Consider the following 25,079-nt stretch of genomic DNA (forward strand, 5'->3'; position numbering starts at 1 on the left):
AAAAGAAAAAGGCTAGGCCAGAATCCTAGCCTTTTTTGCTTTGCATTATTTGCCTTTGGCAATGTGCCAAACGTACTGGGAGACATTAATAGCATCTTTCGCGCTCAAAGTTCCTGGATGATTGGCAGGCATATGAAGCGCAATGAAGGTTTTAAGACGAGCCTCATTATCAAATGTAGATACGACGCCACTCGGCGCGGCAAGCCGCGGAGCGCCTGTGGTGCCAATGCCTTGGTTGCCGTGACATGACGCGCAATCCCGAGCAAAAACAACCGAGCCTGCTTGAATTGCGGCTTGAGATGGGGGAATTTTGCTGTCGGCTACGACCTTTTTGAGTCGTGTGCGGTTGGCTTTATGATCTAAGGCGGGGTTTTGCGTGTTGTTAATATCGCTGACCCCATAAGGTTGTTGACCTTTGGCACCGCGAGGCACATTGTTATTGGGGCCCGCTCCTCCGTACAAACCGCAGCCGCCAGCGAGAATAGTCATAGCGAGTGCTGCGGTACCCCAAAGTTTATACTTTTCCACCCTGTTATAGCCTCCTTAGAAAAACTCATTGCTGTTGCTTGTGAAAACGAAAACTGCGATTAGAGTCCTCTCATGCCTATCGTGTCCCTAAAAATTTTGCCTATACCACCTACGGTGGCGGCATAAAGACAAGGCTGTCGACTCACACTAGAGCAGAGATCATTGGAGTGGAGGAGGCTTACGATGAACTGGAAAGGTGCCATTTCGCGTTTTGTGATCACCTTGTTGCTGCTCGAAATCTTTCGCTATACCTTAAGTTTGTTTCCCGCCATTACCCTAGGGGAGGCATTGATGATTGCCGCGTTAGTTGGTGGGATTGGCTACTTGGCGGACGAGGTTTTTGGGGGATATTTGTCGCCTCCAGGGCGTTCTTTTGTGGGATTTATTGTCACGACAACCATCGTGAGCATTTATTTTACGCATTTTGTCTACCCCATCGTTCATACTTTTGCGTATGTATTCGACTCCATTGCTATTGGGTTGATTGTGGGGGCTGCTGACGCCATTTTAGGGTGGGCCTATCAAAAAGCACATTAATACTTACCAGCCATGCACCATGGCCCCGCCCAAGGTGGCGGTGGCTAGGAGAAGGACAGAGGCGAAAAGCCAGATCGTGAGGGAGACCCAGGTGTCCTTGGCAAAGGTGAAATAAAGGTAACAGGCCAAGATCCACCAGGTTAGAGCTAAGATCATGTGTAGCCGCAAGAGGTTGGGCAACGTAGCCCATGTCAAAGGGCCAGCAGCTAAGAGTCCAGTTATAAGGGCTAAAAATCCCGCGGCGATGCTGAACAACAGCAGCAATTGAATGAGTGGTGCGGGGACTTTTTTGCTGAAAATCCGAGCGGAAGCCGCTAAAAGAAACAACACAATTGGGAAATGGATGATGGCAGGATGTAAATGCCTGAGAATATGCATTAAACCCGCCTCCTTAGCTGATGGACAACATTGCTTTACCTTATGCAATGAACTATAGACCGTAGAACAACGTGCGGCAGTCAGCCAAAGAAAGTGGGGATTGACGGGATTGTAACAGTAATTGACCGTCGACACTCTTGACAGAGACAGCCAATTGACCGATAATTAGTGAGAAAATTCACAAGGTTGCTGTGTATGCTTCAGCAACTGAGAAAAAGGAGGCTGCGATGAAACGGGCGTTAATTGCTCCATCGATTTTATCGGCAAATTTTTCTCGCCTAGGCGCTGAGGTTCAAGAAGTCCTAGCGGGAGGGGCTGACTGGATTCATATTGATGTCATGGATGGGCAGTTTGTGCCTAATATCACTATGGGCCCCATCATCGTAGAATCCTTGCGTCCTGAAACATCGGCACATCTTGATGTGCACTTAATGATTGTGCGTCCTGAACAATATATTCCCGACTTTTTAAAGGCGGGCGCAGACAGCATTTCTCTTCATTATGAGGCCACACCGCATGTGCAAAGGGCTCTGGACATGATTCGTTCGGCAGGGAAAAAGGCTGGGTTAGCTCTTACGCCCTCAACGCCCACTAATGCGGTGGATTATGTATTAAAAGATCTTGACTATGTATTAGTGATGACTGTTAATCCCGGATTTGGGGGGCAGCGTTATATTCCGGCCATGACGGCCAAGGTGGAAGCGCTCCGCAAAAAGCTAGATGATGCGGGATACCCCGAAATTGCGATTGAAGTCGATGGTGGAATCAATGCCGAAACGGCACGGGAGGTCACTCGCGCGGGTGCTGAGATCTTGGTGGTGGGCAGCGCGATTTTTGGCCAATCCGACCGGCGGGCAGCTATTCAACAAATTCAAGAACATGCGCAAGACGGATTAAACACGACGCGATAGAACAGGGAGGAGGGAGCGTGGATCTTGGGCAACTGGGCCCAAACACGCGCAATGACGATGGATTTAGTGCCGCAGAGTACCGAAGTCGAAGCGTCAATGGATTTCGACACCGTCTTAGGTGAGACAAAAGTCCTTGACATTTTAGCGCAATTGGACAAGGAATTAGTTGGCCTCGTTCCCGTGAAGACCAGGATTCGTGAAATTGCTGCGCTTCTTCTCGTCGATAAGATGCGTCGCCAATTGGAATTATCATCGCAAACGCCTTCTTTACACATGTCTTTTACAGGCAACCCGGGAACAGGGAAAACCACCGTGGCCATGCGCATGGCGGAAATCCTACACCGCTTGGGATATGTGCGCAAAGGTCACATGGTCGCGGTGACCCGCGATGACCTCGTTGGACAGTATATTGGACATACTGCGCCGAAAACAAAAGAAGTCCTGAAACGGGCTATGGGCGGCGTGCTTTTTATTGACGAAGCCTATTATCTTTATCGCGAAGAGAATGAACGAGATTACGGGCAAGAAACCATTGAGATTCTTCTACAAGTGATGGAGAATCAACGAGATGATCTCGTCGTTATTCTGGCGGGATATAAAGATCGGATGGACCGATTTTTTAAATCCAATCCTGGCATGCGGTCACGGATTGCTCACCATATCGATTTTCCAGATTACTCTGCGGATGAATTGTTGCTCATAGCCGAACTGATGCTGGCTGAGCAGCATTATCGTCTCAGCCCAGATGCGCGCACCGCCTTTCGTTCGTACTTAGAAAAGCGCATGCAGATGCCGAACTTTGCGAACGCCCGCAGTATCCGCAATGCATTAGATCGAGCACGACTACGGCAGGCCAATCGGCTATTCGCAAAAGGGGGCCGCGTGCAAAAAGACGATTTGATAACCATTGAGGCAGAAGACATCCTTGCAAGTCGCGTCTTTAGCCAAGGCGTTCCTGACCAAGGATAAAGGTAATGAGCCGGTCGGGATCTCTTAGGAGATTCTCGACCGGGTTTTTATCGACTAACCCACCATAATGTGGCCATAGCCAATACATCCAAACTCAACACCGCAAGAATCCCTGGGAGCTGGCCAAACATCCCGCCAATCGCCAGCAGTGGGATTGAAAATGCCATTGTGGCGAAGACCACAGCCACCAAGGCCCAAGGATGCGGGCGTTGTGCGATGCGGCGCGCTTGGCGGAGCCATCGGCGCTGTTGGGCAGGGGATAGTTGGGCAAATGTGGACAGACCGGCATCGATGTCGGCGCGTTGCATAGCTGTGCGGACCTGCTCAATCCATTCCTCATCATATTCTGGACCTAGGGCACGAGCGGAGTGTAAAAAGGTGCGAAGGTCGTCGGTGCTAAGCGGCATAGGACATCCTTCCTTAATGGGTATGATTTTCCTATTATTGTATGCCAACCTCTTTGGAGGTGTCATCAACATCTGTCGGTTGAAGGAACGTAGCCTGGGAATAGGCTAACGGCTCGCGGCCACTTCTTCTGTCATTGACACCTTAACCACGGTATGATAAAATCCTTGCGCATGAGTGGGAGGTAAGCGACATGCGTACAATTATTACCTTGGCGTGCTCGGATTGCAAACGACGCAATTACACGACGACCAAGAACAAGAAAAATGACCCTAATCGGCTGGAGCGCCGCAAATACTGTCGGTGGTGCCGGACCCATACTGTTCATCGTGAAACGCGATAGGTTTCCGGATTCACAGAAATGGGGAAAATGATGGAAGCAAAGGGCAAAACAACTGTATCGACAACTGATAGGTCTCGCCGCTATCTTCGGGAAGTGCGGTCAGAATTGAAAAAAGTGGTGTGGCCAACGCCTCGCCAGACTTTGTCGTATACAGGGTTTGTAGTGTCTTTTTCTTTACTTGTCGCGCTGATTATTATGGGGCTTGATGCCCTGTTTAATTTGGGGCTGGACCATTTCGTTCGCTAGTACAAGCGCCTTGGAGGCCTTACCCTGACGCCGGCTTGGCGCATTTTTTTGTGAGGGAAGGCGGCTGGTACAGTGGAGAAAAATTGGTATGTGATACACACCTATTCTGGTTACGAGAACAAAGTGAAAGCTAACCTAGAAAAGCGTGTGGAGTCCATGAACATGGGAGACAAGATCTTTCGGATCATGGTTCCCATGGAAGAAGAGCTTGAAGTGAAAGATGGCAAAAAAAAGCTCGTGAAAAAGAAAGTGTTTCCGGGCTATGTCATGGTGGAAATGATCATGACGGACGATTCATGGTACGTCGTGCGCAATACGCCGGGTGTAACCGGATTTGTGGGGTCGGGCACGCGTCCCATTCCCTTACTTGAACACGAAGTGCATATGATCCTGGGCAGCGACCTGTCAGGAGTTCCCGAATTGCCCAAAGTGAATTTGACAGTGGGCCAGGAGATTACAGTAATTGAAGGGCCCTTTGAAGGTTTTTCTGGGCGTATCGAAGAGGTTTTCCTTAGGGCAACACGGCGTGAATATCATGGCCTTCGTCAAGGATTACAACGAACGTACGCAAGGCCAAGTTGGTCTGATTATTCCCGTAGAAATTACGGTTTATGAAGATCGCTCCTTTACATTTGTGACCAAAACTCCGCCCGCGGCCGTCTTAATTAAAAAGGCGCTCGGTCTGGAAAGTGGTTCAGCAACCCCTAATACCAAAAAGGTGGGGACTTTGACCCGAGAACAGGTCAAACAAATCGCAGAGACGAAGATGCCCGACTTGAATGCGACGACGATCGAAGCGGCCATGCGGATGATTGAAGGTACAGCACGCAGTATGGGCGTGGAGATTGCTGATTAAAGCTTCGTGGGAGGCTATGCAGCCGCTGGACCACAAGGAGGGTTTAGAATGAGTGTAGGCAAACGATACGTAGAGGCCGCTGCCCGTGTGGAAAAGGGCCGTTTATATGACGTCAGTACCGCTATTCAATTGGCGAAAGAAACGGCTCACGCTAAATTTGATGAAACGGTGGAAGTCGCGATCCGCCTCGGCGTTGATCCCCGTCACTCCGATCAGGTTGTTCGGGGTGCGGTAGTACTTCCCCAAGGCATCGGCAAAACACAACGGGTAGCAGTGTTTGCAAAAGGGGACAAAGCTAAAGAGGCCGAAGAAGCCGGCGCGGATGTCGTGGGGGCCGAGGACTTAGCGGAGCGTGTCCAAGCAGGCTGGACAGACTTTGATGTGGCTGTCGCGACGCCTGATATGATGGCGTTGGTTGGGCGTCTTGGAAAAATCTTGGGCCCCAAGGGCTTGATGCCTAATCCTAAGACCGGAACCGTGACATTTGACGTGGCCAATGCGGTCAAAGAAATTAAAGCCGGAAAAATCGAGTTTCGTACGGAAAAAGCTGGGATTGTCCATGCCCCTATTGGTAAGGTCAGCTTTGCTCCTGAGCAGCTGGAAGAAAATCTTGTGGTGTTGGTGGATGCCTTGAATAAAGCGCGCCCGGCTGCAGCTAAAGGGGTTTATTTGAAGTCGATTACGATTTCCACCACGATGGGACCTGGAATTCGTGTAAATCCTCAGTCGGCACAACGCGCCGTCTAACCAAGACTGTTGTGTGTATCGCAATCAAAAGGCGTCGGCGCTGTCGGCGCCTTTTGTATTGGGTGAATCGTCGCCCGCTTCAAGACCTTGCCCTTCGGGAGCAGAACAACTTTTTTCACCGCTACTTTGTTCGTCAACTTTCGTCATAATCCTTATGCTATATTGTTTTACAATAGGGTGGCTTTCTCCCTAACTGTTTTGTTGTCGCTGGCGATCCGGTCCGTTGGGGATCGGACTTTGTCTCTCCAGTCATTGCGTCATAATCTCAGGCGCGTTTTAGAAATGATGGCCCGACAATCACAACAGAAAGGTGGAGAAGAGATCGTGCGCGACCTCATCAAATTAGCCGTATCTCTAGCGGCTATCTTAGCCATTGTGGCCGGAGGCCGAATAGAACATTTCCACCATATCGGTCGAGGCCTGTTGATGGTATCGTTTGGTATTATTCTTCTAAGCGTGGTGACTGGGGCCACGACAATGCCGCAAGGGCCCGATCTTGGTAATTGAGATTGCATGGTGAAAATGTGGTTGCTTTTTTGTGCCATTCGTGTTAGGGTAAACTCCGAACCCAAGACAGTGGGTGCCTTAATCAGGCTTAATACCCCACTTAGGTAGGAATTTGGATATGTTTTGTCTACAGATCCTCTGCCGTTCTTGGGTGGAGGCATTTTTTTGTTTAAGGGGGTGAATGTGTGCCAACACCACAAAAAGCGCAGGTCATTGAAGAGACGCGCGAGGAATTGCAAGCCTCATCGGGGGCGGTCCTTGCGAATTACCGAGGCTTGACTGTGCAGCAGTTAGGGCAGTTGCGCGAAAGTCTTCGCAAAGGTGGGGTCTCGTTCAAGGTTATCAAAAACACCTTGATTAAGAGAGCTGCGGATGAAGTCGGTATTGAAGGACTAGAGCCGTACTTGGAAGGTCCTACAGCCGTGGCCTTTGCGCATGACGACCCTGTCGTTGCCGCGAAGCTTATGACGCAGGCGGCGCGGGAATTCCGCAAGATCGAAATTAAGGCCGGGATTTTGGGCAAACGCGCCTTGTCGGCCCAAAGTGTTCGGGAACTGGCCGATCTGCCGACGCGTGAAGTGCTCCTTGGCAAGTTGGTTGGAACTCTTAACGCGCCCATTCAACAGCTGGTTTGGGTCTTAAATGCGCCCGTCACCAATTTAGTCCGAGCTCTTGACCAAGTTCGTCAACAAAAAGAACAAGCGTGACCCGTTCACGCGACTTAAGGAGGAAAATTAATGGCCAAGGTTGAAGAGATTATTGAATCCGTGAAAGAGATGAATGTGCTAGAATTATCCCAGTTAGTGAAGGCGCTGGAAGAAGAGTTTGGCGTGACGGCTGCCGCCCCGGTTGCGGTCGCCGCGGCTCCCGCGGCTGGTGGAGCAGCAGCTCCTGCGGCCGAGGAAGCTGAGCAAACCGAGTTTGACGTCATCTTGACCTCAGCGGGTGACAAGAAGGTCCAGGTTATCAAGGCTGTGCGTGAATTGACAGGCTTGTCCCTAACCGAAGCGAAGGCATTAGTGGACGGAGCGCCGAAGCCGGTGAAGGAAAAGATTTCAAAGGCGGATGCCGATGCAGCAAAGGCGAAGTTGGAAGAAGCCGGAGCAACTGCTCAGGTTAAATAGTTTGTTGAAAGTCTAGTGTAGGAGCCCTCCCTTGGGTCGGAAAAAACTTTTCCTTGACCTAGGGGTGGGCTTGTGATATTATTTTTAATTGCCATATTTTATAAGCCAATTCATACCAACCGTGTTGGCGCGTGTCTGTAGCACTCGTGCAACCTTTGGGACCTAAATCAGAACAAGGAGCTGACTGTGAATGGCTTATCCTCTCCAAGCCGAGCACCCGCAGCGGGTGTCTTTTGCGCGCATCAACGAAGTTCTTGACATGCCCAACCTCATCGAAATTCAGCAAAACTCCTATCAATGGTTTTTGCGCGAGGGCTTGCGTGAGATGTTTCGCGACATCTCCCCGATCCAGGATTTTACCGGCAACCTGATTTTAGAATTTGTGGATTACAATTTGAAGACCCAGGTGCGTTCTCGTCATGAAATTTTGGAAGAGACACCAGAGCGGGTCGACTACATGGACGTCTCGCCTAAACAGGTGGTCTCGATTGCAACAGCCTTGATTCCCTTTCTTGAACATGACGATGCCAACCGTGCCTTGATGGGAGCGAACATGCAGCGCCAAGCGGTGCCGTTGTTGGTGCCGGATTCTCCAGTCGTGGGCACGGGGATGGAAGCGAAAGCCGCTAGGGACTCAGGGGTTGTCAGTATTAGTGAGAAAGACGGTGTCGTCGACCGAATTCAAGCTGACCAAATTACGGTGAGAAATGATGACCACACCGTTTCCACGTATAAGCTTTTGAAGTTTACGCGGTCTAACCAGGGCACTTGTATCAATCAAAAGCCCATTGTGCGCAAAGGGCAGCGCGTGTCGGCAGGGGAGATCATTGCAGATGGTCCTTCGACGGATAAAGGCGAGTTGGCTTTGGGACGTAACGTGGTGGTGGCCTTTATGCCATGGGAAGGATACAACTACGAAGACGCGATTCTGCTAAGCGAAAAGCTGGTAAAGAATGATGTGTTTACATCCATTCATATTGAAGAATATGAATGCGATGCCCGCGATACGAAATTGGGGCCTGAGGAGATTACGCGGGATATTCCCAACGTGGGAGAAGAGGTTCTCAAGGACTTGGACGACCGCGGGATTATTCGAATTGGGGCGGAAGTTCGGCCCGGCGACGTCTTAGTTGGCAAGGTGACGCCGAAAGGGGAAACGGAACTCACCGCTGAAGAACGCCTGCTACGGGCAATTTTCGGGGAAAAGGCACGCGAAGTGCGCGATACATCGTTACGCGTGCCGCATGGAGAATCGGGCATCGTGGTGGATGTCAAGGTATTTACTCGTGACCAAGGGGACGAACTCTCACCCGGCGTTAATCAGTTGGTGCAAGTCTACATCGCCCAAAAACGCAAAATATCGGAAGGCGACAAAATGGCTGGGCGGCATGGGAACAAAGGGGTCATTTCCCGGATTTTGCCCGAAGAAGACATGCCGTTCTTGCCCGATGGAACTCCTGTGGAAATTGTCTTGAACCCCCTAGGGGTGCCTAGCCGTATGAACATTGGGCAGGTTTTGGAAACTCACTTGGGATGGGCCGCGCGGGCTCTAGGAATGAAAGTGGCGACGCCGGTCTTTGATGGAGCGCGCGAAGAAGACTTGCAGCGTATGTTCGCAGACGCTCATTTGCCAGCCTCAGGCAAGACGCCGTTGTATGATGGCCGCACGGGTGAACGCTTTGATAACGAGGTCACCGTGGGTGTGGTTTATATGCTGAAGTTGGCCCACTTAGTCGACGACAAAATCCACGCGCGGTCTACGGGCCCTTACTCGCTGGTGACGCAGCAGCCTCTGGGCGGAAAGGCGCAATTCGGTGGACAGCGCTTTGGAGAAATGGAAGTGTGGGCCTTAGAAGCGTATGGCGCGGCCTACACACTCCAGGAGCTTCTGACAGTGAAGTCTGACGATGTCGTGGGGCGTGTCAAAACCTACGAAGCCATTGTCAAAGGCGAGAACGTGCCAGAACCTGGCGTGCCGGAATCCTTCAAAGTGCTGATTAAAGAACTGCAAAGTCTAGGATTGGACGTCAAGATTCTCAACGAGAACGACGAAGAAATCGAAATGCGAGAGTTGGATGACGAGCCTGGGGATCAGCGCACCTTTGACCTTCTGCCTGAAGCCATAGATGATGTCGAAGGGCAAGAGCTGCACCGTCTGATGGAAGATGCAGAAGGTGGGCGGCCTGAAGAGTTTGCGCCAGGGCGCGGCATGAACTTTGATGAGCAAGCCGAAAATGCCTACGCCATCTTGCGCAAAGGATCAGAGGATTCCGAGTTCGATGAGGGTCTCGACGAGGATGGCGTAGACCCGGATGATGAGGGCGATACAGACGGCGAGGATTACTAGACCGGGAGGGATCCAACTCGATGTTAGATGTAAACCACTTTGATTCGATGCGCATTGCCTTGGCATCTCCTGAGCAAATCCGGGAATGGTCTAAAGGCGAAGTGAAAAAGCCCGAAACGATTAACTACCGGACGTTGAAACCGGAACGTGAAGGGCTGTTCTGTGAGAAAATCTTTGGACCCACCAAGGACTGGGAGTGTCACTGCGGAAAATACAAGCGCGTCCGTTACAAAGGCGTGGTGTGTGACCGTTGCGGTGTAGAAGTGACACGTTCCAAGGTGCGGCGGGAACGTATGGGGCACATTGAGTTAGCGGCCCCTGTGTCCCACATTTGGTACTTTAAGGGGATTCCCTCTCGGATGGGCTTGATTCTCGACATGTCGCCGCGTGCGTTGGAGAAGGTCTTATACTTCGCGGCCTACGTGGTAATCGAGCCAGGCACAACGCCGCTGATGAAAAAGCAATTGCTGGTCGAGTCAGAGTACCGGGAGTACCGGGAGAAATATGGTGCCCATTTCCGTGCGGGCATGGGAGCGGAAGCGGTCAAGGAATTGTTGGCGGAACTGGACCTCGAGGACCTGTCCCAGGAGCTGCGCGGCGAGTTGAACAGCTCATCGGGACAACGCCGTATTCGGGCGATTCGCCGTCTCGAAGTGGTGGAAGCATTCCGGCAATCCGGCAATCGGCCAGACTGGATGATTTTGGACGTCATTCCGGTCATCCCGCCAGATTTGCGCCCCATGGTGCAGCTTGATGGAGGACGGTTTGCCACCTCTGACTTGAACGACCTCTATCGCCGGGTGATCAATCGCAACAACCGGTTAAAGAGGCTGTTAGATCTCGGAGCACCGGATATTATTGTGCGCAATGAAAAGCGCATGCTCCAAGAGGCGGTCGATGCACTGATTGACAACGGCCGCCGTGGACGTCCGGTTACGGGCCCGGGTAATCGGCCCCTAAAATCTCTGTCGGATATGCTTAAAGGAAAGCAAGGACGATTTCGCCAGAATTTGCTCGGAAAACGCGTTGACTATTCAGGCCGCTCGGTTATTGTGGTAGGGCCCAAACTCAAAATGCACCAATGTGGGCTTCCCAAGGAAATGGCGTTAGAACTCTTCAAGCCGTTTGTGATGAAAAAGCTGGTGAACGAAGGCTACGCCCATAACATCAAGTCGGCGAAACGCATGGTGGAGCGTGTGCGGCCGGAAGTGTGGGATGTGCTCGAAGATGTTATTCGTGAGCATCCGGTGCTCCTAAACCGCGCCCCAACCTTGCACCGCCTTGGGATTCAAGCCTTTGAACCCGTCTTAGTTGAAGGGCGCGCCATTCAAATTCATCCCTTGGTCTGTACCGCGTATAATGCGGACTTTGATGGTGACCAGATGGCTGTGCATGTCCCCTTGTCCGCCGAGGCTCAGTCTGAAGCGCGGGTGCTCATGTTATCGACCCAAAATATTCTCAACCCGAAAGATGGGCAACCCGTGGTGACGCCGACCCAAGACATGGTGCTCGGATCGTACTACCTGACGATGGATAAGGAGAATGCTAAGGGCGAAGGCATGATCTTGGCAGACCTTTCTGAAGGGGAAATGGCCTATTCGCAAGGGCTCCTAGACTTACATGCCCGAATCACCATGCGGTATGATGGCGAAAAACGGACGTCAACCTTAGGGCGGTTCCTCTTCAACAACGCGTTACCGGAGGGGTTGCGGTTTATCGACCAAACCGTAGGCCGTAAAGCGCTAGCGACCATCGTGGCCAATTTGTTTCGTACCTATGGAAACGACGTGACGGCGGAAACCTTGGACCGGATTAAGGCACTGGGCTTTAATTTCGCGACCCGCGCGGGCGTGACCATTGCGGTCTCGGACATCGTGATACCGGATGCAAAGAAGGAAATATTGAAGGAAGCCGAAGACGAAGTCGTTCAAGTCACGCGCCAGTATCGGCGGGGACTCATTACTGCCGACGAGCGTTATGAGCGCGTCATTGGGATCTGGACCCGAGCCAAAGAGCGTGTCACCCAGGCCCTGATGGAGACTCTTGACAAGAATAACTCCGTGTATATGATGGCCACTTCTGGAGCCCGTGGTAATGTGCAACAGATTTCGCAGCTCGCCGGAATGCGGGGTCTAATGGCTGACCCTTCCGGGCGGATCATTGAGCTCCCAATCCGGGCTAATTTCCGTGAAGGCTTGACGGTGCTCGAATATTTCACGTCGACGCACGGAGCTCGAAAAGGGCTTGCGGATACGGCGTTGCGGACAGCAGACTCGGGTTACTTAACACGGCGTCTAGTCGACGTGGCCCAAGATGTGATTGTTCGGGAGATGGATTGTGGCACCACTCAGGGGACCTTGGTCTCTGAGATCAAAGATGGCGGCCAAACCATCGAGGGTCTCTACGACCGACTTGTTGGGCGGGTCGTGCCCGAAGATGTGTATCATCCCGAAACCGGTGAACTGTTGATCAAAGCCAACGAAATTATTATGGAAGACGTTGCGCAAGCGTACAAAGGCCGGCGCGAGATTACGGTCGTCAACGATGACCAAAATGACGCCCAAACGTATGTGGTGCCCTTTGGATCACGCATCCGCGTGCATGATGGAGACCGTATTGAGGCGGGTGACGAGCTGACCGAGGGCTCGGTCAATCCCCATGATTTGCTCCGGGTCCTAGGGCTTCGGGGTGTGCAAAACTACTTGCTCCAAGAGGTGCAGAGGGTTTACCGGCTGCAAGGGGTGGATATCAATGACAAGCATATTGAGGTCATGGTCCGCCAGATGATGCGCAAGGTGAAGATCGAAGAAGCCGGCGACACCGATTTGTTGCCAGGCGCTTTGGTTGACCGGTTTGATTTTGAGGACCAAAATGCGGAAGTGTTGATGCGTGGGGGAACTCCTGCGGTCGCAAAACCCGTGGTGCTGGGAATTACGAAGGCGTCCTTAGCGACCGACTCGTTCCTATCGGCCGCGTCCTTCCAAGAAACAACACGCGTGTTAACGGAAGCGTCGATTAAAGCCAAACGCGATCCGCTATTGGGTCTTAAAGAGAACGTGATTATCGGCAAGCTTATTCCAGCAGGGACAGGAATGTCTCGGTACCGCAATGTGGTGATTGAGGGCCCCGAAGGTACCGAAACCGAGCACCTCGAGAATGAGCTCATCAAGTAGCATCACCAGCCAAAAAGAGGCGTGTCAATTGACACGCCTCTTTTCCAGTGATAAAATACCCTAGTGTGTCTAAGCCTGTAACCGCCGGGAGGCCAGACCAATGGATATCGACGCGCTGCGAGACAATCGGCGCCGGGTTGTCGGTATGCGGGAGACTTTGAAGAAAATTACCCATGGAACAGCGCTTCACGTCTACATAGCTAAAGACGCTGAAGCCCGGGTCATTGAGGACATCGCGACTCAAAGCCAAAACCGCAGCATTCCGATTGACTACGTGGATTCTATGGATGAACTCGGCCGATTGTGCGGAATTGAAGTAGGTGCTGCTTGTGCGGCACTAATACCGGAGCGAGCCTGATAGCTGCCCCGGTGAAAGGGGGGTCAAGGTAGTGCCGACAATTAACCAATTGATTCGACATGGACGCAAGAAAACCACAAAGAAATCAACGGCACCCGCGTTGCGTGGGAATCCACAGAAGCGGGGCGTATGCATCAGCGTCAAGACCGTGACGCCTAAAAAACCTAACTCGGCATTGCGTAAGGTGGCACGTGTTCGTTTAACCAATGGAGAAGAAGTCACGGCTTATATCCCCGGCATTGGTCACAACCTGCAAGAACACTCGGTTGTCCTTGTGCGGGGCGGTCGTGTGCGTGACCTACCAGGGGTGCGCTACCACGTCGTGCGGGGAACGCTTGATGCTGGTGGTGTGCAAAAGCGCGCGCAGGGGCGGTCGAAATACGGCGCCAAGAAAAATCAACCTGCAGGTAAAAAGTAGGGTATCTGTGAAGTAAGAAGGAGGTAACGCATTGCCAAGGCGTGGAGCAGCGGGAGTACGGCAAATCACTCCCGACGCGGTCTATAATAGTCCGCTCGTTGCAGCACTGACGAACAAGGTCATGCTCGATGGAAAGAAGAACCTTGCAGAACGCATTGTCTACCGAGCCCTTGATATTGTGGCCGAAAAGAGCGGAAAAGATGCCATGGAAGTTTTTGACGCGGCTGTGAAAAACACGACGCCGCTTCTGGAAGTTCGGCCCCGCCGGGTCGGTGGCGCAACCTATCAGGTTCCCATCGAAGTGCGGCCGCAACGACGGCTCTCTTTATCGATTCGGTGGCTTGTACAGTATGCGCGTAACCGGCAAGAACGCACTATGGAAGAGCGTCTCGCCAATGAAATTCTTGATGCCGCGAATAACGCGGGGGGCGCTGTGAAAAGGCGCGACGAAATGCACCGTATGGCGGATGCCAACAAGGCCTTCGCGCACTACCGTTGGTAAATTGCTTCCGGGGACTGGAAAGCAGGAAGGTAAGAAGGGAGTTTCGCAGTCATGGCTCGATCGTTTCCCTTGGAACGTACCCGAAACATCGGGATTATGGCCCATATTGACGCCGGTAAGACGACAACCACCGAGCGTATTTTATTCTACACGGGCCGTACTCACAAAATTGGGGAAGTTCACGAAGGCACGGCAACAATGGACTGGATGGTCCAAGAGCAAGAGCGGGGCATCACCATCACGTCGGCCGCGACAACGGCTGCCTGGCGTAATCACCGTATCAACATTATCGACACGCCCGGCCACGTGGACTTTACAGTTGAAGTGGAGCGCTCCTTACGCGTTCTAGATGGCGCAATCGCCGTTTTTGACGCGAAGGGCGGGGTTGAACCGCAATCGGAGACGGTATGGCGGCAAGCCGATAAGTATCAAGTGCCCCGTATTGCTTATGTCAACAAAATGGACATCATTGGGGCCGATTTTCAGAATACCATTAATCAAATTCGGACCCGTTTAGGAGCCAACCCGGTAGCCATTCAATGGCCATGGGGCGCCGAAGACCAGTTTCGTGGGATTGTCGACCTTCTGAAAATGAAAGCCTACCTCTACGAAGACGAACTCGGGACCACCGGCGAATACATGGACATCCCGGAAGAATTAGAAGCGGTTTGCTTGGAGCATCGCCAAATTTTGCTCGAAGCCGCGGCCGACATGGACGATGCTTTGATGGAAAAGTATTTGGAAGGCGAAGAGTTGACCGAAGACGAGATTCGCGCAGCCTTGCGGAAGGGCACCTTAAGCAATCAATTGGTTCCGGTGCTTTGCGGATCGTCCTACCGCAACAAAGGCGTTCAGCCATTGTTGGACGCGGTTGTGGATTACCTTCCGTCGCCGCTTGACGTGGGTTCCGTAAGAGGCCATGATCCGGCGACAGGCGAAGAGATTTATCGCGAAGTGTCCGATTCGGCGCCTTTCTCGGCATTAGCGTTTAAAATCATGACCGACCCCTTTGTAGGAAAGCTTGCCTTCTTCCGGGTATACTCGGGGACATTGTCCTCCGGTATGGCGTTTAAGATTGCTGGATCCATGGGATTTAAGGCCGCCGCACAAAAAGCCAATCCCGTATTGCTAGAACCCATCATGGCTGTTGAGGTTGTTGTGCCCGATGAGTATATGGGTGATGTCATAGGAGATCTCAACTCCCGGCGTGGTCGTATTGAAGGCATGGACCCCCGTCCCGGCGGCGCCCAAGCCATTCGCGGCATGGTGCCTCTAGCCGAAATGTTTGGTTACGCGACGGATATTCGGTCGCGTACGCAAGGGCGCGGCACATTTACCATGCAGTTCTCGCACTACGATGAGGCACCCCGCCATGTGACCGAACAGGTCATTAAGGCAAAACACTAGTCTTTGCCAACCCTAAACACACTGTCAATGAGGAGGATTTATCAATGGCCAAGAAGAAATATGAACGCACCAAGCCCCACGTTAATGTCGGAACGATTGGACACGTTGACCACGGTAAGACGACCCTCACCGCGGCCATCACACGGGTGTTGTCCACCAAGGGCCAAGCGCAGTACACGGCCTATGATCAGATTGACGGAGCTCCCGAAGAGCGCGAACGTGGAATCACCATTGCCACCGCGCACGTTGAGTATGAAACCGACAACCGCCACTATGCGCACGTCGATTGCCCTGGACACGCCGACTACGTTAAAAACATGATTACCGGTGCTGCGCAGATGGACGGTGCGATTTTGGTGGTGTCTGCTGCTGACGGTCCGATGCCGCAAACCCGTGAACACATTTTGCTTGCTCGTCAGGTGGGCGTGCCCAGCATTGTCGTCTTCTTGAACAAGGCCGACATGGTGGACGACCCTGAACTGATGGAGCTAGTCGAGATCGAAGTTCGTGAATTGCTCAGCAGCTACGAATTTCCTGGAGACGACATTCCGGTCGTGGCGGGCTCTGCCCTTAAGGCCTTGGAGTGCGGTTGTGGAAAGCGGGACTGCGAGTGGTGCGGTAAGATTTGGGACTTGATGGATGCGGTTGACGACTACATCCCGACCCCCGAGCGTGATGTTAACAGGCCGTTCTTGATGCCCGTTGAGGACACCATGTCCATTACCGGACGTGGTACCGTCGTGACCGGTCGTGTCGAGCGCGGCACGGTCAAAGTGGGAGAAGAAGTCGAGATTGTGGGTCTTGTTCCAACCGCCAAGAAGACGGTAGTCACAGGGGTTGAAATGTTCCGCAAGGTGTTGGACCAGGCGGTGGCCGGAGACAACATCGGTTGCTTGCTCCGTGGTGTTGACAAAGAAGAAGTCGAGCGGGGTCAGGTTCTCGCCAAGCCCGGGAGCATTCACCCCCACACCAAATACAAAGCTGAGGTCTATGTCCTTTCGAAGGAAGAAGGTGGTCGGCACACCCCGTTCTTTAACGGCTACCGCCCCCAGTTTTACTTCCGCACGACAGACGTAACAGGTGTGGTCCAACTTCCAGAAGGTGTGGAAATGGTCATGCCCGGTGACAACATTCAGATGGAAGTCGAGCTTATTGCACCAATCGCTATGGAAGACGGTCTGCGCTTTGCAATTCGTGAAGGCGGCCGCACAGTGGGCGCTGGTGTTGTAACCCAGATTTTATTATAAGCAAGGGGGACGGACAGTGGCCCAGCTGATTCGAGATTCAGTGCGAAACCAGAAAGGGGCGGTGTAAGGCATGCCGACCGTTAATGTCTATGATTTAAACGGGCAGGTTGTAGGTCAGCGTGAACTGGCTGAGGCGGTCTTCGCAGTCCCTGTGAACCATTCGTTATTGCACCAAGCCATTGTGGCCTTGCAGGCCAATCGGCGGGCGGGTTCGGCCGACACCAAGCGGCGTTCGGATGTTCGCGGGGGCGGTAAGAAGCCTTGGCGTCAAAAAGGAACAGGACGGGCCCGTGCAGGGACCACGCGCTCGCCGTTATGGCGGCACGGTGGCGTAACATTTGGACCGCACCCCCGGGATTACTCGTTAAAGTTCCCCCGAAAAATGCGGCGCGCGGCCATTCGCCAAGCCCTGAGCGCAAAGTTGGATGCTGCGGAGCTAAAGGTTGTCAACAAACTGACATTGCCGGAACGCCGGACTAAGCAAGTGGCGGAATTGCTGCGTGCGCTAGAATTAGGCACCAACGTCTTGTTTGTGACCGCAAGGCCGGATGAAAACTTTAAGGCATCAGCGCGGAACTTTAAAAACGTGCACACCGTCACGACGGACAGCCTAGATGCCTACAGTTTGTTGCGGTACCACCGCATTGTGTTGGATGAAGACGCCATTGCGCGCGTAGAGGAGGTGTTCACCAAGTGAAGACAGCCTACGATATTGTATTGCGGCCTCTCGTGACTGAGGCGGCTACGGACCGGATGGCCCAAAACAAGTACACGTTTGAGGTGGCACCATCCGCCAACAAGGTGGAAATTCGTTATGCGATTGAGGAAATTTTCAAAGTGCACGTCACGAAAGTGAACACCTTATGGCGTCCTAGCAAGGAAAAACGCCGAGGCAACGTGGTTGGGCACACGACGCGCCGTAAAAAGGCCATCGTCACGCTCGCGCCAGGTGACACGATCGACATTTTCGAGGGTGTGTAACATTAAGGAGGCAGGACCTTGGCAGTACGCAAGATGAAACCGACCTCTCCGGGCGTGCGGCACATGACGGTGGCGTCTTTTGACGAAATCACGAAAACGCGTCCTGAGAAGTCGTTAACCGAAGGTCGTCCCCGCAAGGCGGGTCGCAACAATTATGGGCGTATTACGACCCGGCACCGCGGCGGCGGTCACAAACGAGTGTATCGGAAGATTGACTTTAAGCGGACCAAAGAAAATATGCCTGCGGAAGTCATGTCGATTGAATACGATCCGTTTCGTACGGCTCGCATCGCCTTATTGAAGTACGAAGATGGAAGTCTTGCCTATATTTTGGCGCCTGTGGGTTTGAAGGTCGGAGATACCGTAGTGGCCGGTCCCCACGCGGACATCAAGCCTGGCAATGCTTTGCAGCTGCAGGACATTCCTGTTGGTACGATTGTGCACAATGTGGAATTGATTCCCGGCAAAGGAGCCCAGTTAGCGCGTTCCGCCGGTGTTTCAGCCCAACTGGCTGCAAAAGAAGGCAAATACGCTTTGCTGCGGTTGCCATCAGGGGAGTTGCGGCGTGTTCCGGTAAGCTGCCGGGCCACCATTGGACAGGTCGGCAATGTCGAGCACGAGAACATCCGAATCGGGAAGGCGGGCCGGAACCGCTGGAAGGGCTGGCGCCCAACGGTTCGTGGTAGTGTTATGAACCCGGTCGACCATCCGCACGGTGGTGGTGAGGGTAAAGCACCGATCGGACACAAGCACCCGATGACTCCGTGGGGCAAAGTGGCAATGGGTAAGAAAACCCGGAAGCGTCATAAGGCATCAGACCGGCTCATTGTACGCCGGCGGAATCTAGGGAGGTAGAGTATGAGTCGTTCGACAAAGAAGGGCCCGTACGTCGATGCCAAACTGCTAAAAAAAATCGAAGCCATGAACGAAAAGAATGAGAAGCGAGTCCTGAAGACGTGGGCGCGCGCCAGTACCATTATTCCCGACATGGTGGGACACACGATTGGCATTCACGATGGGCGTAGACACGTACCGATTTACATTACAGAAGAGATGGTTGGCCACAAGCTTGGTGAATTTGCTCCGACCCGCACCTTTAAGGGACATGGAGACAAAGCCGAGCGGTCTACAGCTCTGAAATAGGGGGATGGCAATGATGGCAGACGTAGCGGAAGCTCGGGCTCATGTGCGCCATGTCCGCATCTCACCCCGCAAAGTGCGCATTGTTGTGGACTTGATACGAGGGAAAAACGTGGGCGATGCCGAAGCAATTCTGCGGCACACACCCAAGCGGGCATCGTCGGTGATTGCGAAGCTACTTAAGAGCGCAGTGGCTAACGCCCAGCACAACTTCGACATGGCCCCGGACGATCTTTACGTGCACGCAGTATGGGTAGATGGGGGACCAACGCTGAAGCGGATACACCCCAGGAGTCGGGGGCAGGCATTTTCAATCCTGAAGCGCACGAGTCATATATCGGTTGTGCTGAGACCCAGGCATAACAGCTAGGAGGAGATTATGGGGCAAAAAGTACACCCGAAAGGCTTGCGTCTCGGCATTGTTAAGGACTGGGATTCACGCTGGTTCGGGTCTAAAAAGGATACACCCCAGCTACTTGGGGAAGATTTGGCCATCCGGCGCTATGTTAAAAAGCGCCACCACGCGGCAGGCATTTCCCGCGTAGAAATTGAGCGCGGGGCAGCGAACAAGCTGAAGGTCACGGTGCACACCGGCAAGCCAGGTATGGTGATTGGTAAGGGCGGTGTGGGCGTGGAATCATTGCGCAAAGAGTTAGAGCAGCTAAGTGGCAAGAGCGTCAATCTCAATATTTTAGAGGTCAAGGCGCCCGACGCCGACGCACAATTGGTTGCGGAAAATGTGGCCAGTCAATTGGAGCGCCGTATTGCGTTCAAAAGGGCTATGAAGCAGTCGTTGACGCGCTCTATGCGTCAAAATGGTGTTAAGGGAATCAAAATTATGGTCAGCGGACGTCTCGGCGGTGCCGAAATCGCTCGGCGGGAATGGACGTGGGAAGGCTCGATTCCTCTTCACACCCTGCGTGCAGATATTGACTATGGTTTCGCTGAAGCCCATACCACCTACGGAATCATTGGGGTTAAAGTATGGATTTTCAAGGGGCAAGTCTTGCCAGCTGCCAAAAAGCGCGTCGCGGCAGTCTCAGAGGGGGTGCACTAATTGCTGCAGCCAAAACGGACCAAGTATCGCAAGATGCACCGTGGCCGCATGAAAGGGGAAGCGCATCGCGGTAACAAGGTGGTGTTCGGCGAGTATGGGCTGCAGGCTCTTGAGCCTGCATGGATTACGGACCGGCAAATTGAGGCCGCGCGTGTCGCCTTGACGCGGTATATCCGACGTGGCGGTCAGGTATGGATCACCATTTTTCCTGACAAGCCCGTGACCAAGAAGCCCGCCGAGACCCGTCAGGGTAGTGGAAAAGGAAACGTAGAGTTCTGGGTAGCGGTCGTTAAGCCCCAACGCATTATGTTCGAACTGGCCGGGGTACCGGAGGATGTGGCGCGTGAGGCCATGCGTCTTGCCGCTCACAAGTTGCCCATTAGAACGCGGTTCGTAAAACGCGAGGAGTCAGGGGAGAGTGCGCATGAAGCCTAAAGAAATTCGGGAGCTAAGCCAAGATGAATTGGCTGGGAAACTGCGGGCCCTCAAGGAAGAGCTGTTCCGGCTGCGGTTCCAACTGGCCACGGCCCAGCTTGAGAACCCGATGCGGGTGCGCCAAGTGCGCAAGGACATCGCGCGAGTTCACACGATTATGCACGAGCGTCAGGTTTCGCGCGACGCGGATTAGGAGGAGACTTGCAGATGGATGAGGGGATAGGCAAAAGGAAGGTGCGCGAGGGGACCGTGGTCAGCGACAAGATGAACAAGACCGTTGTCGTCACGGTGGAATCATTGGTGCGGCATCCCCTTTATGGCCGGACCATGCGGCGCACAAAGCGTTACAAGGCACATGATGAGGAAAACCAGTGCCGCACGGGGGACAAGGTTCGCATTGTGGAAACGCGGCCGTTATCCAAAGAAAAGCGGTGGCGGGTTGTGGAAATTCTCCAGCGGGCCGAGGACCTTGACTAGGGGCCTTAAAGCTTGCAGGGAGAGGAGGATAGAGGATGATACAGCCGCAAACCCGATTGGGCGTGGCAGATAACACGGGTGCGAAGGAGATTATGTGCATCCGGGTACTTGGGGGTTCGTTTCGCCGGTACGGCAACATTGGAGATATTATCGTGGCCTCTGTCAAGGAAGCGGCACCTGGGGGCGTGGTTAAGAAGGGCGACGTCGTCAAGGCCGTGATCGTGCGGACAAAGACAGGGAAGCGGCGCGCGGACGGGTCTTACATTAAGTTTGACGAGAACGCGGCAGTTATCCTGCGGGGGGACGAAAAAGAGCCCCGTGGAACCCGTATTTTCGGACCGGTCGCTCGTGAACTTCGTGAGCACGACTTTATGAAAATTATTTCCCTAGCACCTGAGGTGCTTTAAGGCACGCATTCAATTCAGGAAGGAGGGACTAGGGTGCACGTCAAAAAGGGTGACTTAGTAAAGATTTTGACCGGGAAAGACAAGGGAAAGCAAGGCAAAATCATTCGCGCCATTCCGAAAGAAGAGCGGGTGGTGGTCGAAAAGATCAACATGATGAAAAAGCACCAAAAACCGACGCAGCAGTATCCACAGGGCGGCATTATAGCCATGGAGGCGCCAATTCACGTATCCAACGTGATGATTATTTGTCCGTCGTGCAAGAAGCCAACCCGTACCGGGCACAAGTTTTTGGATAACGGGAAAAAGGTGCGCGAGTGCAAACACTGCGGCGCGGTGATTGAGTAGTAGATACGGAACAGGGGGTTGACCATGGCGGTGGAGTCAGAGCTCAAGGAGCGATACGAGAAGGAAGTCGTACCGCGCCTAATGGAGCGATTTAAGTACAACAATCCTATGAATGTGCCGAAGGTGGTCAAAGTGGTCGTCAATATGGGGGTCGGCGATTCTATTGCCAATCCAAAGTTGATGGATGCTGCTGTCCACGACCTCGCGGCGATTACTGGGCAAAAACCTCTTATTACGAAGGCTAAGAAGTCTATTGCGTCCTTTAAAGTGCGCGAAGGAATGCCGATAGGGTGCAAGGTGACGTTGCGTGGCCAACGGATGTACGATTTCATGGAGAAGCTGTTCTTCATGGCATTGCCGCGGGTGCGTGACTTCCGGGGGGTGTCGACGAAGGGGTTTGACGGCCGCGGCAGTTATACGCTGGGCGTGCGCGAGCAAATTATATTTCCTGAAGTCGAATATGACAAAACGGAAAAAGTCCGCGGGATGGACGTAACGTTGGTCACCAGTGCTAATAGCGACGAAGAGGCCAGAGAGCTTTTGGCATTATTGGGAATGCCGTTTACACCACAACGTTAGGAGGGAAGACATGGCGAAGAAATCATTAATTGCCAAGGCCAAGCGTACTCCAAAGTACAAGGTGCGGGAATACCACCGTTGCCAAGTGTGCGGTCGGCCCCACGGTTACATTGGGGATTTTGGATTGTGCCGGTTATGTTTCCGGAAAATGGCCCATCAAGGCGAAATACCTGGCGTGCGTAAGGCTAGCTGGTAAGGGAAAGGAGGATCGATGTGACTGATCCGATTGCAGATATGTTAACCCGGATACGCAACGCGAACGTCGTATACCGCGAGCACGTCGACGTACCGGATTCCAAAATGAAGAGGGCCCTTGCCCACATCTTGAAACAAGAGGGCTTTATTCGCGACTATGAACTGGTGGAAGATGGTAAGCATGGGGTTATCCGTCTCCATTTGAAATATGGTCCAAACCGCGAGCGAGTGATTACCGGTCTTAAGCGTATCAGTCGCCCGGGACTGCGGGTGTATGCGGGCCATGATCAGCTTCCTCGCGTATTAGGTGGGCTTGGGATTGCGGTCTTGTCAACGTCGCGCGGCGTGATGACCGAAAAACAGGCCCGTGAGGTGCACGTAGGCGGCGAAGTACTCTGTTTCGTATGGTAAACAGGGGATTTGAAGGGGAGGGTACCGAATGTCACGCATAGGCAAAAAGGTTATTACGGTGCCCGCGGGTGTCACCGTTGAGATTGACGGGATGACAGTCAAAGTGAGTGGCCCCAAGGGTCAGCTCGAGCGAACCCTGCGGGATGAGGTACAGGTTGAAATGACGGGAAGTGAGATTCGGGTAACGCCCCGCGATGACAGTCCGACAGCTCACGCGCAATGGGGTTTGTCCCGGACTCTTATAGCCAATATGGTTGAGGGGGTATCCCAAGGGTTTCAACGCCATCTAGAGATGGCAGGAGTGGGGTACCGTGCCTCCAAGCAGGGGCAAAATCTCGTATTGGCGGTAGGATTTTCGCATCCGGTGAATATTGAGCCGCCTGCGGGAATCGAATTTGAGGTCCCCAACCCGACGAACATTTACGTCAAGGGCTACGACAAAGAAGCCGTAGGAGCTACAGCTGCCCGGATCCGCGGAGTACGGCCACCCGAACCGTATAAGGGCAAGGGCATTCATTACCAAGGCGAAAAGATTATTCGTAAGGTCGGGAAGACCGGAAAGAAATGAGGGAATAGGCGTGTACAAACGATTCGACAGGAACGCGGCCCGCAAAAAGCGCCACTTCCGTATTCGAGGCAAGGTAGTGGGTACACCGGAGCGGCCGCGCCTTAATGTCTATCGGTCCAATCTCAACATCTATGCTCAGGTGATTGACGACACGACCGGCCATACAATCGCGGCGGCTTCCACATTGGAAAAGGTATTTGACAACATGGAGGGACGCTTAACGGTTGCCAAGGCGCGTGAGGTGGGACGGTTGGTCGGCGAGCGGGCCCGCGCAAAAGGCGTGTCAAAGGTCGTGTTTGACCGTGGGGGCTACCGGTATCATGGTCGGGTCCAAGCGTTAGCAGATGGGGCCCGTGAGGCCGGTCTAGAATTCTAAGGAAGAGGGGGGACATTATGGCACGGCCAGGAGCCCAGAATCAGGAGTCTAAGGCAGTCAGTGAGTTTAAAGAAAAAGTGGTGGCGATCAACCGTGTGGCGAAAGTGGTGAAAGGTGGACGGAAATTCCTGAAGCCATCCGCAAAGGCGTTGAAGACGCGAAAAAGTCTATGATTACGATTCCTCGCTTGGGAACCACCGTTCCCCATCAGGTCACCGGTATCTTTGGGGCGGGGCGTGTGTTAATCAAGCCCGCAGCGCCGGGTACCGGTGTGATTGCAGGGGGCCCCGTGCGTGCTGTTCTCGAGGCCGCCGGCGTGCGGGACGTGTTGACGAAATCGTTAGGCACGTCGAATCCCAACAACGTGGTCGCAGCAACTATGCAGGGCCTAGCGCAGTTGAAAAAGGCTGCGCGGGTGGCTAAGTTGCGCGGGCGGACAGTGCAAGAGGTGTTAGGGGGGGCGCACCGTGGCTAAACTGCGCATTACATTGGTCAAGAGCGCGATTGGATATGCGCAAGAACAAAAAGACACGGCCAGCCGTCTTGGGCTACGAAAAATGTGGCGAACCGTGGAATTCGACGACAACCCGTCGATTCGGGGGATGGTTCACAAAATTCGTCACTTGGTCAAGGTTGAGGAGATTCCCGGAGGAGAGGAGGACACGAAATGAGGTTGCATGAACTCACGCCCAACCCTGGTCATCGGCAAAAGAAGACGCGGCGTGGCCGAGGTTTAGGATCCGGACTGGGTAAGACAGCGGGACGGGGGAGTAAAGGACAAAAAGCCCGTTCCGGAGGAAGCATTCGCCCTGGTTTTGAGGGAGGGCAGATGCCCTTGCAGCGGCGCTTACCTAAGCGGGGTTTTGTGAATCCTTTCCGCGTTGAGTATGAAGTGGTCAACGTGGGGGACCTCAGCCAATTCGACCCGAATACGGTCGTTACCGTTGAATTGCTTAAAAAGCACCGACTCGTGCGGCGGAATTTACCGGTCAAAATTCTTGGAGAAGGAGAGTTGGACCGCGCGTTGACCGTACAAGTCAATGCCTTTTCGAAGTCAGCAAAGGAGAAGATTGAGGCGGTTTCTGGACGGGCCGAGGTGATTTGA

Annotated in this window: 38 protein-coding genes, 2 pseudogenes and 1 other annotated feature; of the genes and pseudogenes, 37 read left to right on the forward strand and 3 right to left on the reverse strand. The window is 53.3% G+C overall.

Annotated elements, in window-relative coordinates:
* Window positions 1-45: 45 nt before the first annotated feature.
* Window positions 46-528 carry a c-type cytochrome gene (locus ORD20_RS09850; RefSeq protein ID WP_103375017.1) on the reverse strand — a complete coding sequence of 161 codons (483 nt, stop codon included), beginning with the start codon at window positions 526-528 and terminating at the stop codon, window positions 46-48.
* A 183-nt stretch (window positions 529-711) separates the two neighbouring features.
* Here ORD20_RS09850 and ORD20_RS09855 point away from each other — a divergent pair, with 183 nt between their 5' ends.
* A complete protein-coding gene (locus ORD20_RS09855) occupies window positions 712-1,065 on the forward strand; it encodes a hypothetical protein (RefSeq protein ID WP_103375016.1) in 354 nt (117 codons plus the stop codon).
* A 3-nt stretch (window positions 1,066-1,068) separates the two neighbouring features.
* On the opposite strand, the gene ORD20_RS09860 is transcribed toward ORD20_RS09855, so the two are convergent.
* Entirely contained in the window at window positions 1,069-1,443 is a 375-nt protein-coding gene (locus tag ORD20_RS09860; RefSeq protein WP_103375015.1) for a hypothetical protein, read from the reverse strand.
* A 227-nt stretch (window positions 1,444-1,670) separates the two neighbouring features.
* On the opposite strand from ORD20_RS09860, the gene rpe reads away from it, so the two are divergent.
* Both rpe and cbbX read left to right on the forward strand, forming a co-directional pair.
* Window positions 1,671-2,354 carry a ribulose-phosphate 3-epimerase gene (gene rpe / locus ORD20_RS09865; RefSeq protein WP_103375014.1) on the forward strand — a complete coding sequence of 228 codons (684 nt, stop codon included), beginning with the start codon at window positions 1,671-1,673 and terminating at the stop codon, window positions 2,352-2,354.
* A gap of 24 nt (window positions 2,355-2,378) precedes the next feature.
* Window positions 2,379-3,323 (forward strand): CbbX protein, encoded by a 945-nt coding sequence (cbbX, locus tag ORD20_RS09870; protein WP_242968366.1) that lies wholly within the window; start codon window positions 2,379-2,381, stop codon window positions 3,321-3,323.
* Window positions 3,324-3,370: 47 nt separating this feature from the next.
* On the opposite strand, the gene ORD20_RS09875 is transcribed toward cbbX, so the two are convergent.
* Entirely contained in the window at window positions 3,371-3,730 is a 360-nt protein-coding gene (locus tag ORD20_RS09875; protein WP_103375013.1) for a hypothetical protein, read from the reverse strand.
* Between the two features lie 191 nt (window positions 3,731-3,921).
* Between ORD20_RS09875 and rpmG the strand changes: the two genes are divergently transcribed.
* From rpmG to rplO, 34 genes and pseudogenes are all read left to right on the forward strand, one after another.
* Window positions 3,922-4,071: a 50S ribosomal protein L33 gene (gene rpmG, locus ORD20_RS09880; RefSeq protein WP_103375012.1), complete on the forward strand. Its 150-nt coding sequence runs from the start codon at window positions 3,922-3,924 to the stop codon at window positions 4,069-4,071.
* Window positions 4,072-4,098: 27 nt separating this feature from the next.
* A complete protein-coding gene (gene secE / locus ORD20_RS09885) occupies window positions 4,099-4,317 on the forward strand; it encodes a preprotein translocase subunit SecE (RefSeq protein ID WP_242968362.1) in 219 nt (72 codons plus the stop codon).
* 72 nt (window positions 4,318-4,389) lie between these two features.
* Window positions 4,390-4,932 (forward strand): transcription termination/antitermination protein NusG, encoded by a 543-nt coding sequence (nusG, locus tag ORD20_RS09890; RefSeq protein ID WP_430626137.1) that lies wholly within the window; start codon window positions 4,390-4,392, stop codon window positions 4,930-4,932.
* Window positions 4,826-5,173, forward strand: a pseudogene (rplK, locus tag ORD20_RS09895) (50S ribosomal protein L11); the annotation flags it as partial. The gene nusG and the pseudogene rplK, both read left to right, overlap by 107 nt.
* 48 nt (window positions 5,174-5,221) lie before the next feature.
* Window positions 5,222-5,920 carry a 50S ribosomal protein L1 gene (gene rplA, locus ORD20_RS09900; RefSeq protein ID WP_103375008.1) on the forward strand — a complete coding sequence of 233 codons (699 nt, stop codon included), beginning with the start codon at window positions 5,222-5,224 and terminating at the stop codon, window positions 5,918-5,920.
* Window positions 5,921-6,157: 237 nt separating this feature from the next.
* Window positions 6,158-6,427: a hypothetical protein gene (locus ORD20_RS09905; RefSeq protein ID WP_146039004.1), complete on the forward strand. Its 270-nt coding sequence runs from the start codon at window positions 6,158-6,160 to the stop codon at window positions 6,425-6,427.
* A gap of 42 nt (window positions 6,428-6,469) precedes the next feature.
* Window positions 6,470-6,600, forward strand: a sequence feature (ribosomal protein L10 leader region).
* A gap of 12 nt (window positions 6,601-6,612) precedes the next feature.
* On the forward strand, window positions 6,613-7,134 hold the full coding sequence (rplJ, locus tag ORD20_RS09910) for a 50S ribosomal protein L10 (RefSeq protein WP_103375006.1): 522 nt from the start codon (window positions 6,613-6,615) through the stop codon (window positions 7,132-7,134).
* Window positions 7,135-7,164: 30 nt separating this feature from the next.
* Window positions 7,165-7,551: a 50S ribosomal protein L7/L12 gene (gene rplL, locus ORD20_RS09915; protein ID WP_103375005.1), complete on the forward strand. Its 387-nt coding sequence runs from the start codon at window positions 7,165-7,167 to the stop codon at window positions 7,549-7,551.
* A gap of 190 nt (window positions 7,552-7,741) precedes the next feature.
* The gene (locus tag ORD20_RS09920) at window positions 7,742-9,898 is read left to right on the forward strand and encodes a DNA-directed RNA polymerase subunit beta (RefSeq protein ID WP_430626138.1); all 2,157 of its coding nucleotides are present in this window, start codon (window positions 7,742-7,744) and stop codon (window positions 9,896-9,898) included.
* A gap of 20 nt (window positions 9,899-9,918) precedes the next feature.
* Window positions 9,919-13,071, forward strand: a complete 3,153-nt coding sequence (rpoC, locus tag ORD20_RS09925) for a DNA-directed RNA polymerase subunit beta' (RefSeq protein ID WP_430626139.1) — start codon at window positions 9,919-9,921, stop codon at window positions 13,069-13,071.
* Window positions 13,072-13,171: 100 nt separating this feature from the next.
* Window positions 13,172-13,429, forward strand: a complete 258-nt coding sequence (locus ORD20_RS09930) for a ribosomal L7Ae/L30e/S12e/Gadd45 family protein (RefSeq protein WP_103375002.1) — start codon at window positions 13,172-13,174, stop codon at window positions 13,427-13,429.
* Window positions 13,430-13,460: 31 nt separating this feature from the next.
* Complete coding sequence (gene rpsL, locus ORD20_RS09935) at window positions 13,461-13,847, forward strand: 30S ribosomal protein S12 (RefSeq protein WP_103375001.1); 387 nt, start codon at window positions 13,461-13,463, stop codon at window positions 13,845-13,847.
* Window positions 13,848-13,878: 31 nt separating this feature from the next.
* Window positions 13,879-14,349, forward strand: a complete 471-nt coding sequence (rpsG, locus tag ORD20_RS09940) for a 30S ribosomal protein S7 (protein ID WP_103375000.1) — start codon at window positions 13,879-13,881, stop codon at window positions 14,347-14,349.
* Between the two features lie 51 nt (window positions 14,350-14,400).
* Window positions 14,401-15,756, forward strand: a complete 1,356-nt coding sequence (locus ORD20_RS09945) for an elongation factor G (protein WP_430626140.1) — start codon at window positions 14,401-14,403, stop codon at window positions 15,754-15,756.
* 44 nt (window positions 15,757-15,800) lie between these two features.
* Entirely contained in the window at window positions 15,801-17,003 is a 1,203-nt protein-coding gene (gene tuf, locus ORD20_RS09950; protein WP_103374998.1) for an elongation factor Tu, read from the forward strand.
* Between the two features lie 70 nt (window positions 17,004-17,073).
* A complete protein-coding gene (gene rplD / locus ORD20_RS09955; protein WP_103374995.1) occupies window positions 17,074-17,700 on the forward strand; it encodes a 50S ribosomal protein L4 in 627 nt (208 codons plus the stop codon).
* The gene (gene rplW / locus ORD20_RS09960; protein WP_103374994.1) at window positions 17,697-17,984 is read left to right on the forward strand and encodes a 50S ribosomal protein L23; all 288 of its coding nucleotides are present in this window, start codon (window positions 17,697-17,699) and stop codon (window positions 17,982-17,984) included. Before rplD ends, rplW begins: the two co-directional genes overlap by 4 nt.
* A gap of 18 nt (window positions 17,985-18,002) precedes the next feature.
* Window positions 18,003-18,839, forward strand: a complete 837-nt coding sequence (gene rplB / locus ORD20_RS09965) for a 50S ribosomal protein L2 (RefSeq protein ID WP_103374993.1) — start codon at window positions 18,003-18,005, stop codon at window positions 18,837-18,839.
* Window positions 18,840-18,842: 3 nt separating this feature from the next.
* Window positions 18,843-19,127, forward strand: a complete 285-nt coding sequence (gene rpsS, locus ORD20_RS09970) for a 30S ribosomal protein S19 (protein WP_103374992.1) — start codon at window positions 18,843-18,845, stop codon at window positions 19,125-19,127.
* Between the two features lie 13 nt (window positions 19,128-19,140).
* Window positions 19,141-19,494 carry a 50S ribosomal protein L22 gene (gene rplV / locus ORD20_RS09975; protein WP_103375067.1) on the forward strand — a complete coding sequence of 118 codons (354 nt, stop codon included), beginning with the start codon at window positions 19,141-19,143 and terminating at the stop codon, window positions 19,492-19,494.
* Between the two features lie 9 nt (window positions 19,495-19,503).
* Window positions 19,504-20,181 (forward strand): 30S ribosomal protein S3, encoded by a 678-nt coding sequence (rpsC, locus tag ORD20_RS09980; protein ID WP_103374991.1) that lies wholly within the window; start codon window positions 19,504-19,506, stop codon window positions 20,179-20,181.
* Window positions 20,182-20,616 (forward strand): 50S ribosomal protein L16, encoded by a 435-nt coding sequence (gene rplP / locus ORD20_RS09985; RefSeq protein WP_103374990.1) that lies wholly within the window; start codon window positions 20,182-20,184, stop codon window positions 20,614-20,616.
* Window positions 20,606-20,809, forward strand: a complete 204-nt coding sequence (rpmC, locus tag ORD20_RS09990) for a 50S ribosomal protein L29 (protein WP_103374989.1) — start codon at window positions 20,606-20,608, stop codon at window positions 20,807-20,809. The genes rplP and rpmC overlap by 11 nt, the downstream gene beginning before the upstream one ends.
* 14 nt (window positions 20,810-20,823) lie before the next feature.
* The gene (rpsQ, locus tag ORD20_RS09995) at window positions 20,824-21,093 is read left to right on the forward strand and encodes a 30S ribosomal protein S17 (protein WP_103374988.1); all 270 of its coding nucleotides are present in this window, start codon (window positions 20,824-20,826) and stop codon (window positions 21,091-21,093) included.
* Between the two features lie 35 nt (window positions 21,094-21,128).
* Entirely contained in the window at window positions 21,129-21,500 is a 372-nt protein-coding gene (gene rplN, locus ORD20_RS10000) for a 50S ribosomal protein L14 (protein WP_103374987.1), read from the forward strand.
* A gap of 33 nt (window positions 21,501-21,533) precedes the next feature.
* Entirely contained in the window at window positions 21,534-21,845 is a 312-nt protein-coding gene (rplX, locus tag ORD20_RS10005) for a 50S ribosomal protein L24 (protein WP_103374986.1), read from the forward strand.
* A 24-nt stretch (window positions 21,846-21,869) separates the two neighbouring features.
* Window positions 21,870-22,424, forward strand: coding sequence for a 50S ribosomal protein L5 (rplE, locus tag ORD20_RS10010; protein ID WP_103374985.1), 555 nt, complete (start codon window positions 21,870-21,872; stop codon window positions 22,422-22,424).
* 10 nt (window positions 22,425-22,434) lie between these two features.
* Complete coding sequence (locus ORD20_RS10015; RefSeq protein ID WP_103374984.1) at window positions 22,435-22,620, forward strand: type Z 30S ribosomal protein S14; 186 nt, start codon at window positions 22,435-22,437, stop codon at window positions 22,618-22,620.
* Between the two features lie 11 nt (window positions 22,621-22,631).
* Window positions 22,632-23,030, forward strand: coding sequence for a 30S ribosomal protein S8 (gene rpsH, locus ORD20_RS10020; protein WP_173677079.1), 399 nt, complete (start codon window positions 22,632-22,634; stop codon window positions 23,028-23,030).
* 28 nt (window positions 23,031-23,058) lie between these two features.
* A complete protein-coding gene (gene rplF, locus ORD20_RS10025; protein WP_103374982.1) occupies window positions 23,059-23,598 on the forward strand; it encodes a 50S ribosomal protein L6 in 540 nt (179 codons plus the stop codon).
* Between the two features lie 10 nt (window positions 23,599-23,608).
* The gene (gene rplR / locus ORD20_RS10030; protein WP_103374981.1) at window positions 23,609-23,974 is read left to right on the forward strand and encodes a 50S ribosomal protein L18; all 366 of its coding nucleotides are present in this window, start codon (window positions 23,609-23,611) and stop codon (window positions 23,972-23,974) included.
* A 17-nt stretch (window positions 23,975-23,991) separates the two neighbouring features.
* Window positions 23,992-24,449 (forward strand): annotated as a pseudogene (locus ORD20_RS10035) (ribosomal protein S5).
* Window positions 24,442-24,645 (forward strand): 50S ribosomal protein L30, encoded by a 204-nt coding sequence (gene rpmD / locus ORD20_RS10040; RefSeq protein ID WP_103374979.1) that lies wholly within the window; start codon window positions 24,442-24,444, stop codon window positions 24,643-24,645. Before ORD20_RS10035 ends, rpmD begins: the two are co-directional and overlap by 8 nt.
* Window positions 24,642-25,079 (forward strand): 50S ribosomal protein L15, encoded by a 438-nt coding sequence (gene rplO / locus ORD20_RS10045; protein ID WP_103374978.1) that lies wholly within the window; start codon window positions 24,642-24,644, stop codon window positions 25,077-25,079. The genes rpmD and rplO overlap by 4 nt, the downstream gene beginning before the upstream one ends.

The organism is Sulfobacillus thermotolerans (genome assembly GCF_039623705.1).
Lineage (GTDB): Bacteria > Bacillota > Sulfobacillia > Sulfobacillales > Sulfobacillaceae > Sulfobacillus > Sulfobacillus thermotolerans.

Coding starts and splice junctions, on each gene's coding strand:
- tuf (WP_103374998.1), top strand. CDS start 15,801: ATGGCCAAGAAGAAATATGAACGCACCAAGCCCCACGTTAATGTCGGA.
- ORD20_RS09930 (WP_103375002.1), top strand. CDS start 13,172: ATGGATATCGACGCGCTGCGAGACAATCGGCGCCGGGTTGTCGGTATG.
- rplA (WP_103375008.1), top strand. CDS start 5,222: ATGAGTGTAGGCAAACGATACGTAGAGGCCGCTGCCCGTGTGGAAAAG.
- rplV (WP_103375067.1), top strand. CDS start 19,141: ATGGCAGACGTAGCGGAAGCTCGGGCTCATGTGCGCCATGTCCGCATC.
- ORD20_RS09855 (WP_103375016.1), top strand. CDS start 712: ATGAACTGGAAAGGTGCCATTTCGCGTTTTGTGATCACCTTGTTGCTG.
- ORD20_RS09875 (WP_103375013.1), bottom strand. CDS start 3,730: ATGCCGCTTAGCACCGACGACCTTCGCACCTTTTTACACTCCGCTCGT.
- secE (WP_242968362.1), top strand. CDS start 4,099: ATGATGGAAGCAAAGGGCAAAACAACTGTATCGACAACTGATAGGTCT.
- rpoC (WP_430626139.1), top strand. CDS start 9,919: ATGTTAGATGTAAACCACTTTGATTCGATGCGCATTGCCTTGGCATCT.
- ORD20_RS09860 (WP_103375015.1), bottom strand. CDS start 1,443: ATGCATATTCTCAGGCATTTACATCCTGCCATCATCCATTTCCCAATT.
- rplE (WP_103374985.1), top strand. CDS start 21,870: ATGGCGGTGGAGTCAGAGCTCAAGGAGCGATACGAGAAGGAAGTCGTA.
- rpmG (WP_103375012.1), top strand. CDS start 3,922: ATGCGTACAATTATTACCTTGGCGTGCTCGGATTGCAAACGACGCAAT.
- rpsC (WP_103374991.1), top strand. CDS start 19,504: ATGGGGCAAAAAGTACACCCGAAAGGCTTGCGTCTCGGCATTGTTAAG.
- rpsS (WP_103374992.1), top strand. CDS start 18,843: ATGAGTCGTTCGACAAAGAAGGGCCCGTACGTCGATGCCAAACTGCTA.
- rpmC (WP_103374989.1), top strand. CDS start 20,606: ATGAAGCCTAAAGAAATTCGGGAGCTAAGCCAAGATGAATTGGCTGGG.
- ORD20_RS09945 (WP_430626140.1), top strand. CDS start 14,401: ATGGCTCGATCGTTTCCCTTGGAACGTACCCGAAACATCGGGATTATG.
- rplL (WP_103375005.1), top strand. CDS start 7,165: ATGGCCAAGGTTGAAGAGATTATTGAATCCGTGAAAGAGATGAATGTG.
- ORD20_RS09920 (WP_430626138.1), top strand. CDS start 7,742: ATGGCTTATCCTCTCCAAGCCGAGCACCCGCAGCGGGTGTCTTTTGCG.
- ORD20_RS10015 (WP_103374984.1), top strand. CDS start 22,435: ATGGCGAAGAAATCATTAATTGCCAAGGCCAAGCGTACTCCAAAGTAC.
- rpsQ (WP_103374988.1), top strand. CDS start 20,824: ATGGATGAGGGGATAGGCAAAAGGAAGGTGCGCGAGGGGACCGTGGTC.
- rplO (WP_103374978.1), top strand. CDS start 24,642: ATGAGGTTGCATGAACTCACGCCCAACCCTGGTCATCGGCAAAAGAAG.
- rpe (WP_103375014.1), top strand. CDS start 1,671: ATGAAACGGGCGTTAATTGCTCCATCGATTTTATCGGCAAATTTTTCT.
- rplF (WP_103374982.1), top strand. CDS start 23,059: ATGTCACGCATAGGCAAAAAGGTTATTACGGTGCCCGCGGGTGTCACC.
- rplD (WP_103374995.1), top strand. CDS start 17,074: ATGCCGACCGTTAATGTCTATGATTTAAACGGGCAGGTTGTAGGTCAG.
- rplN (WP_103374987.1), top strand. CDS start 21,129: ATGATACAGCCGCAAACCCGATTGGGCGTGGCAGATAACACGGGTGCG.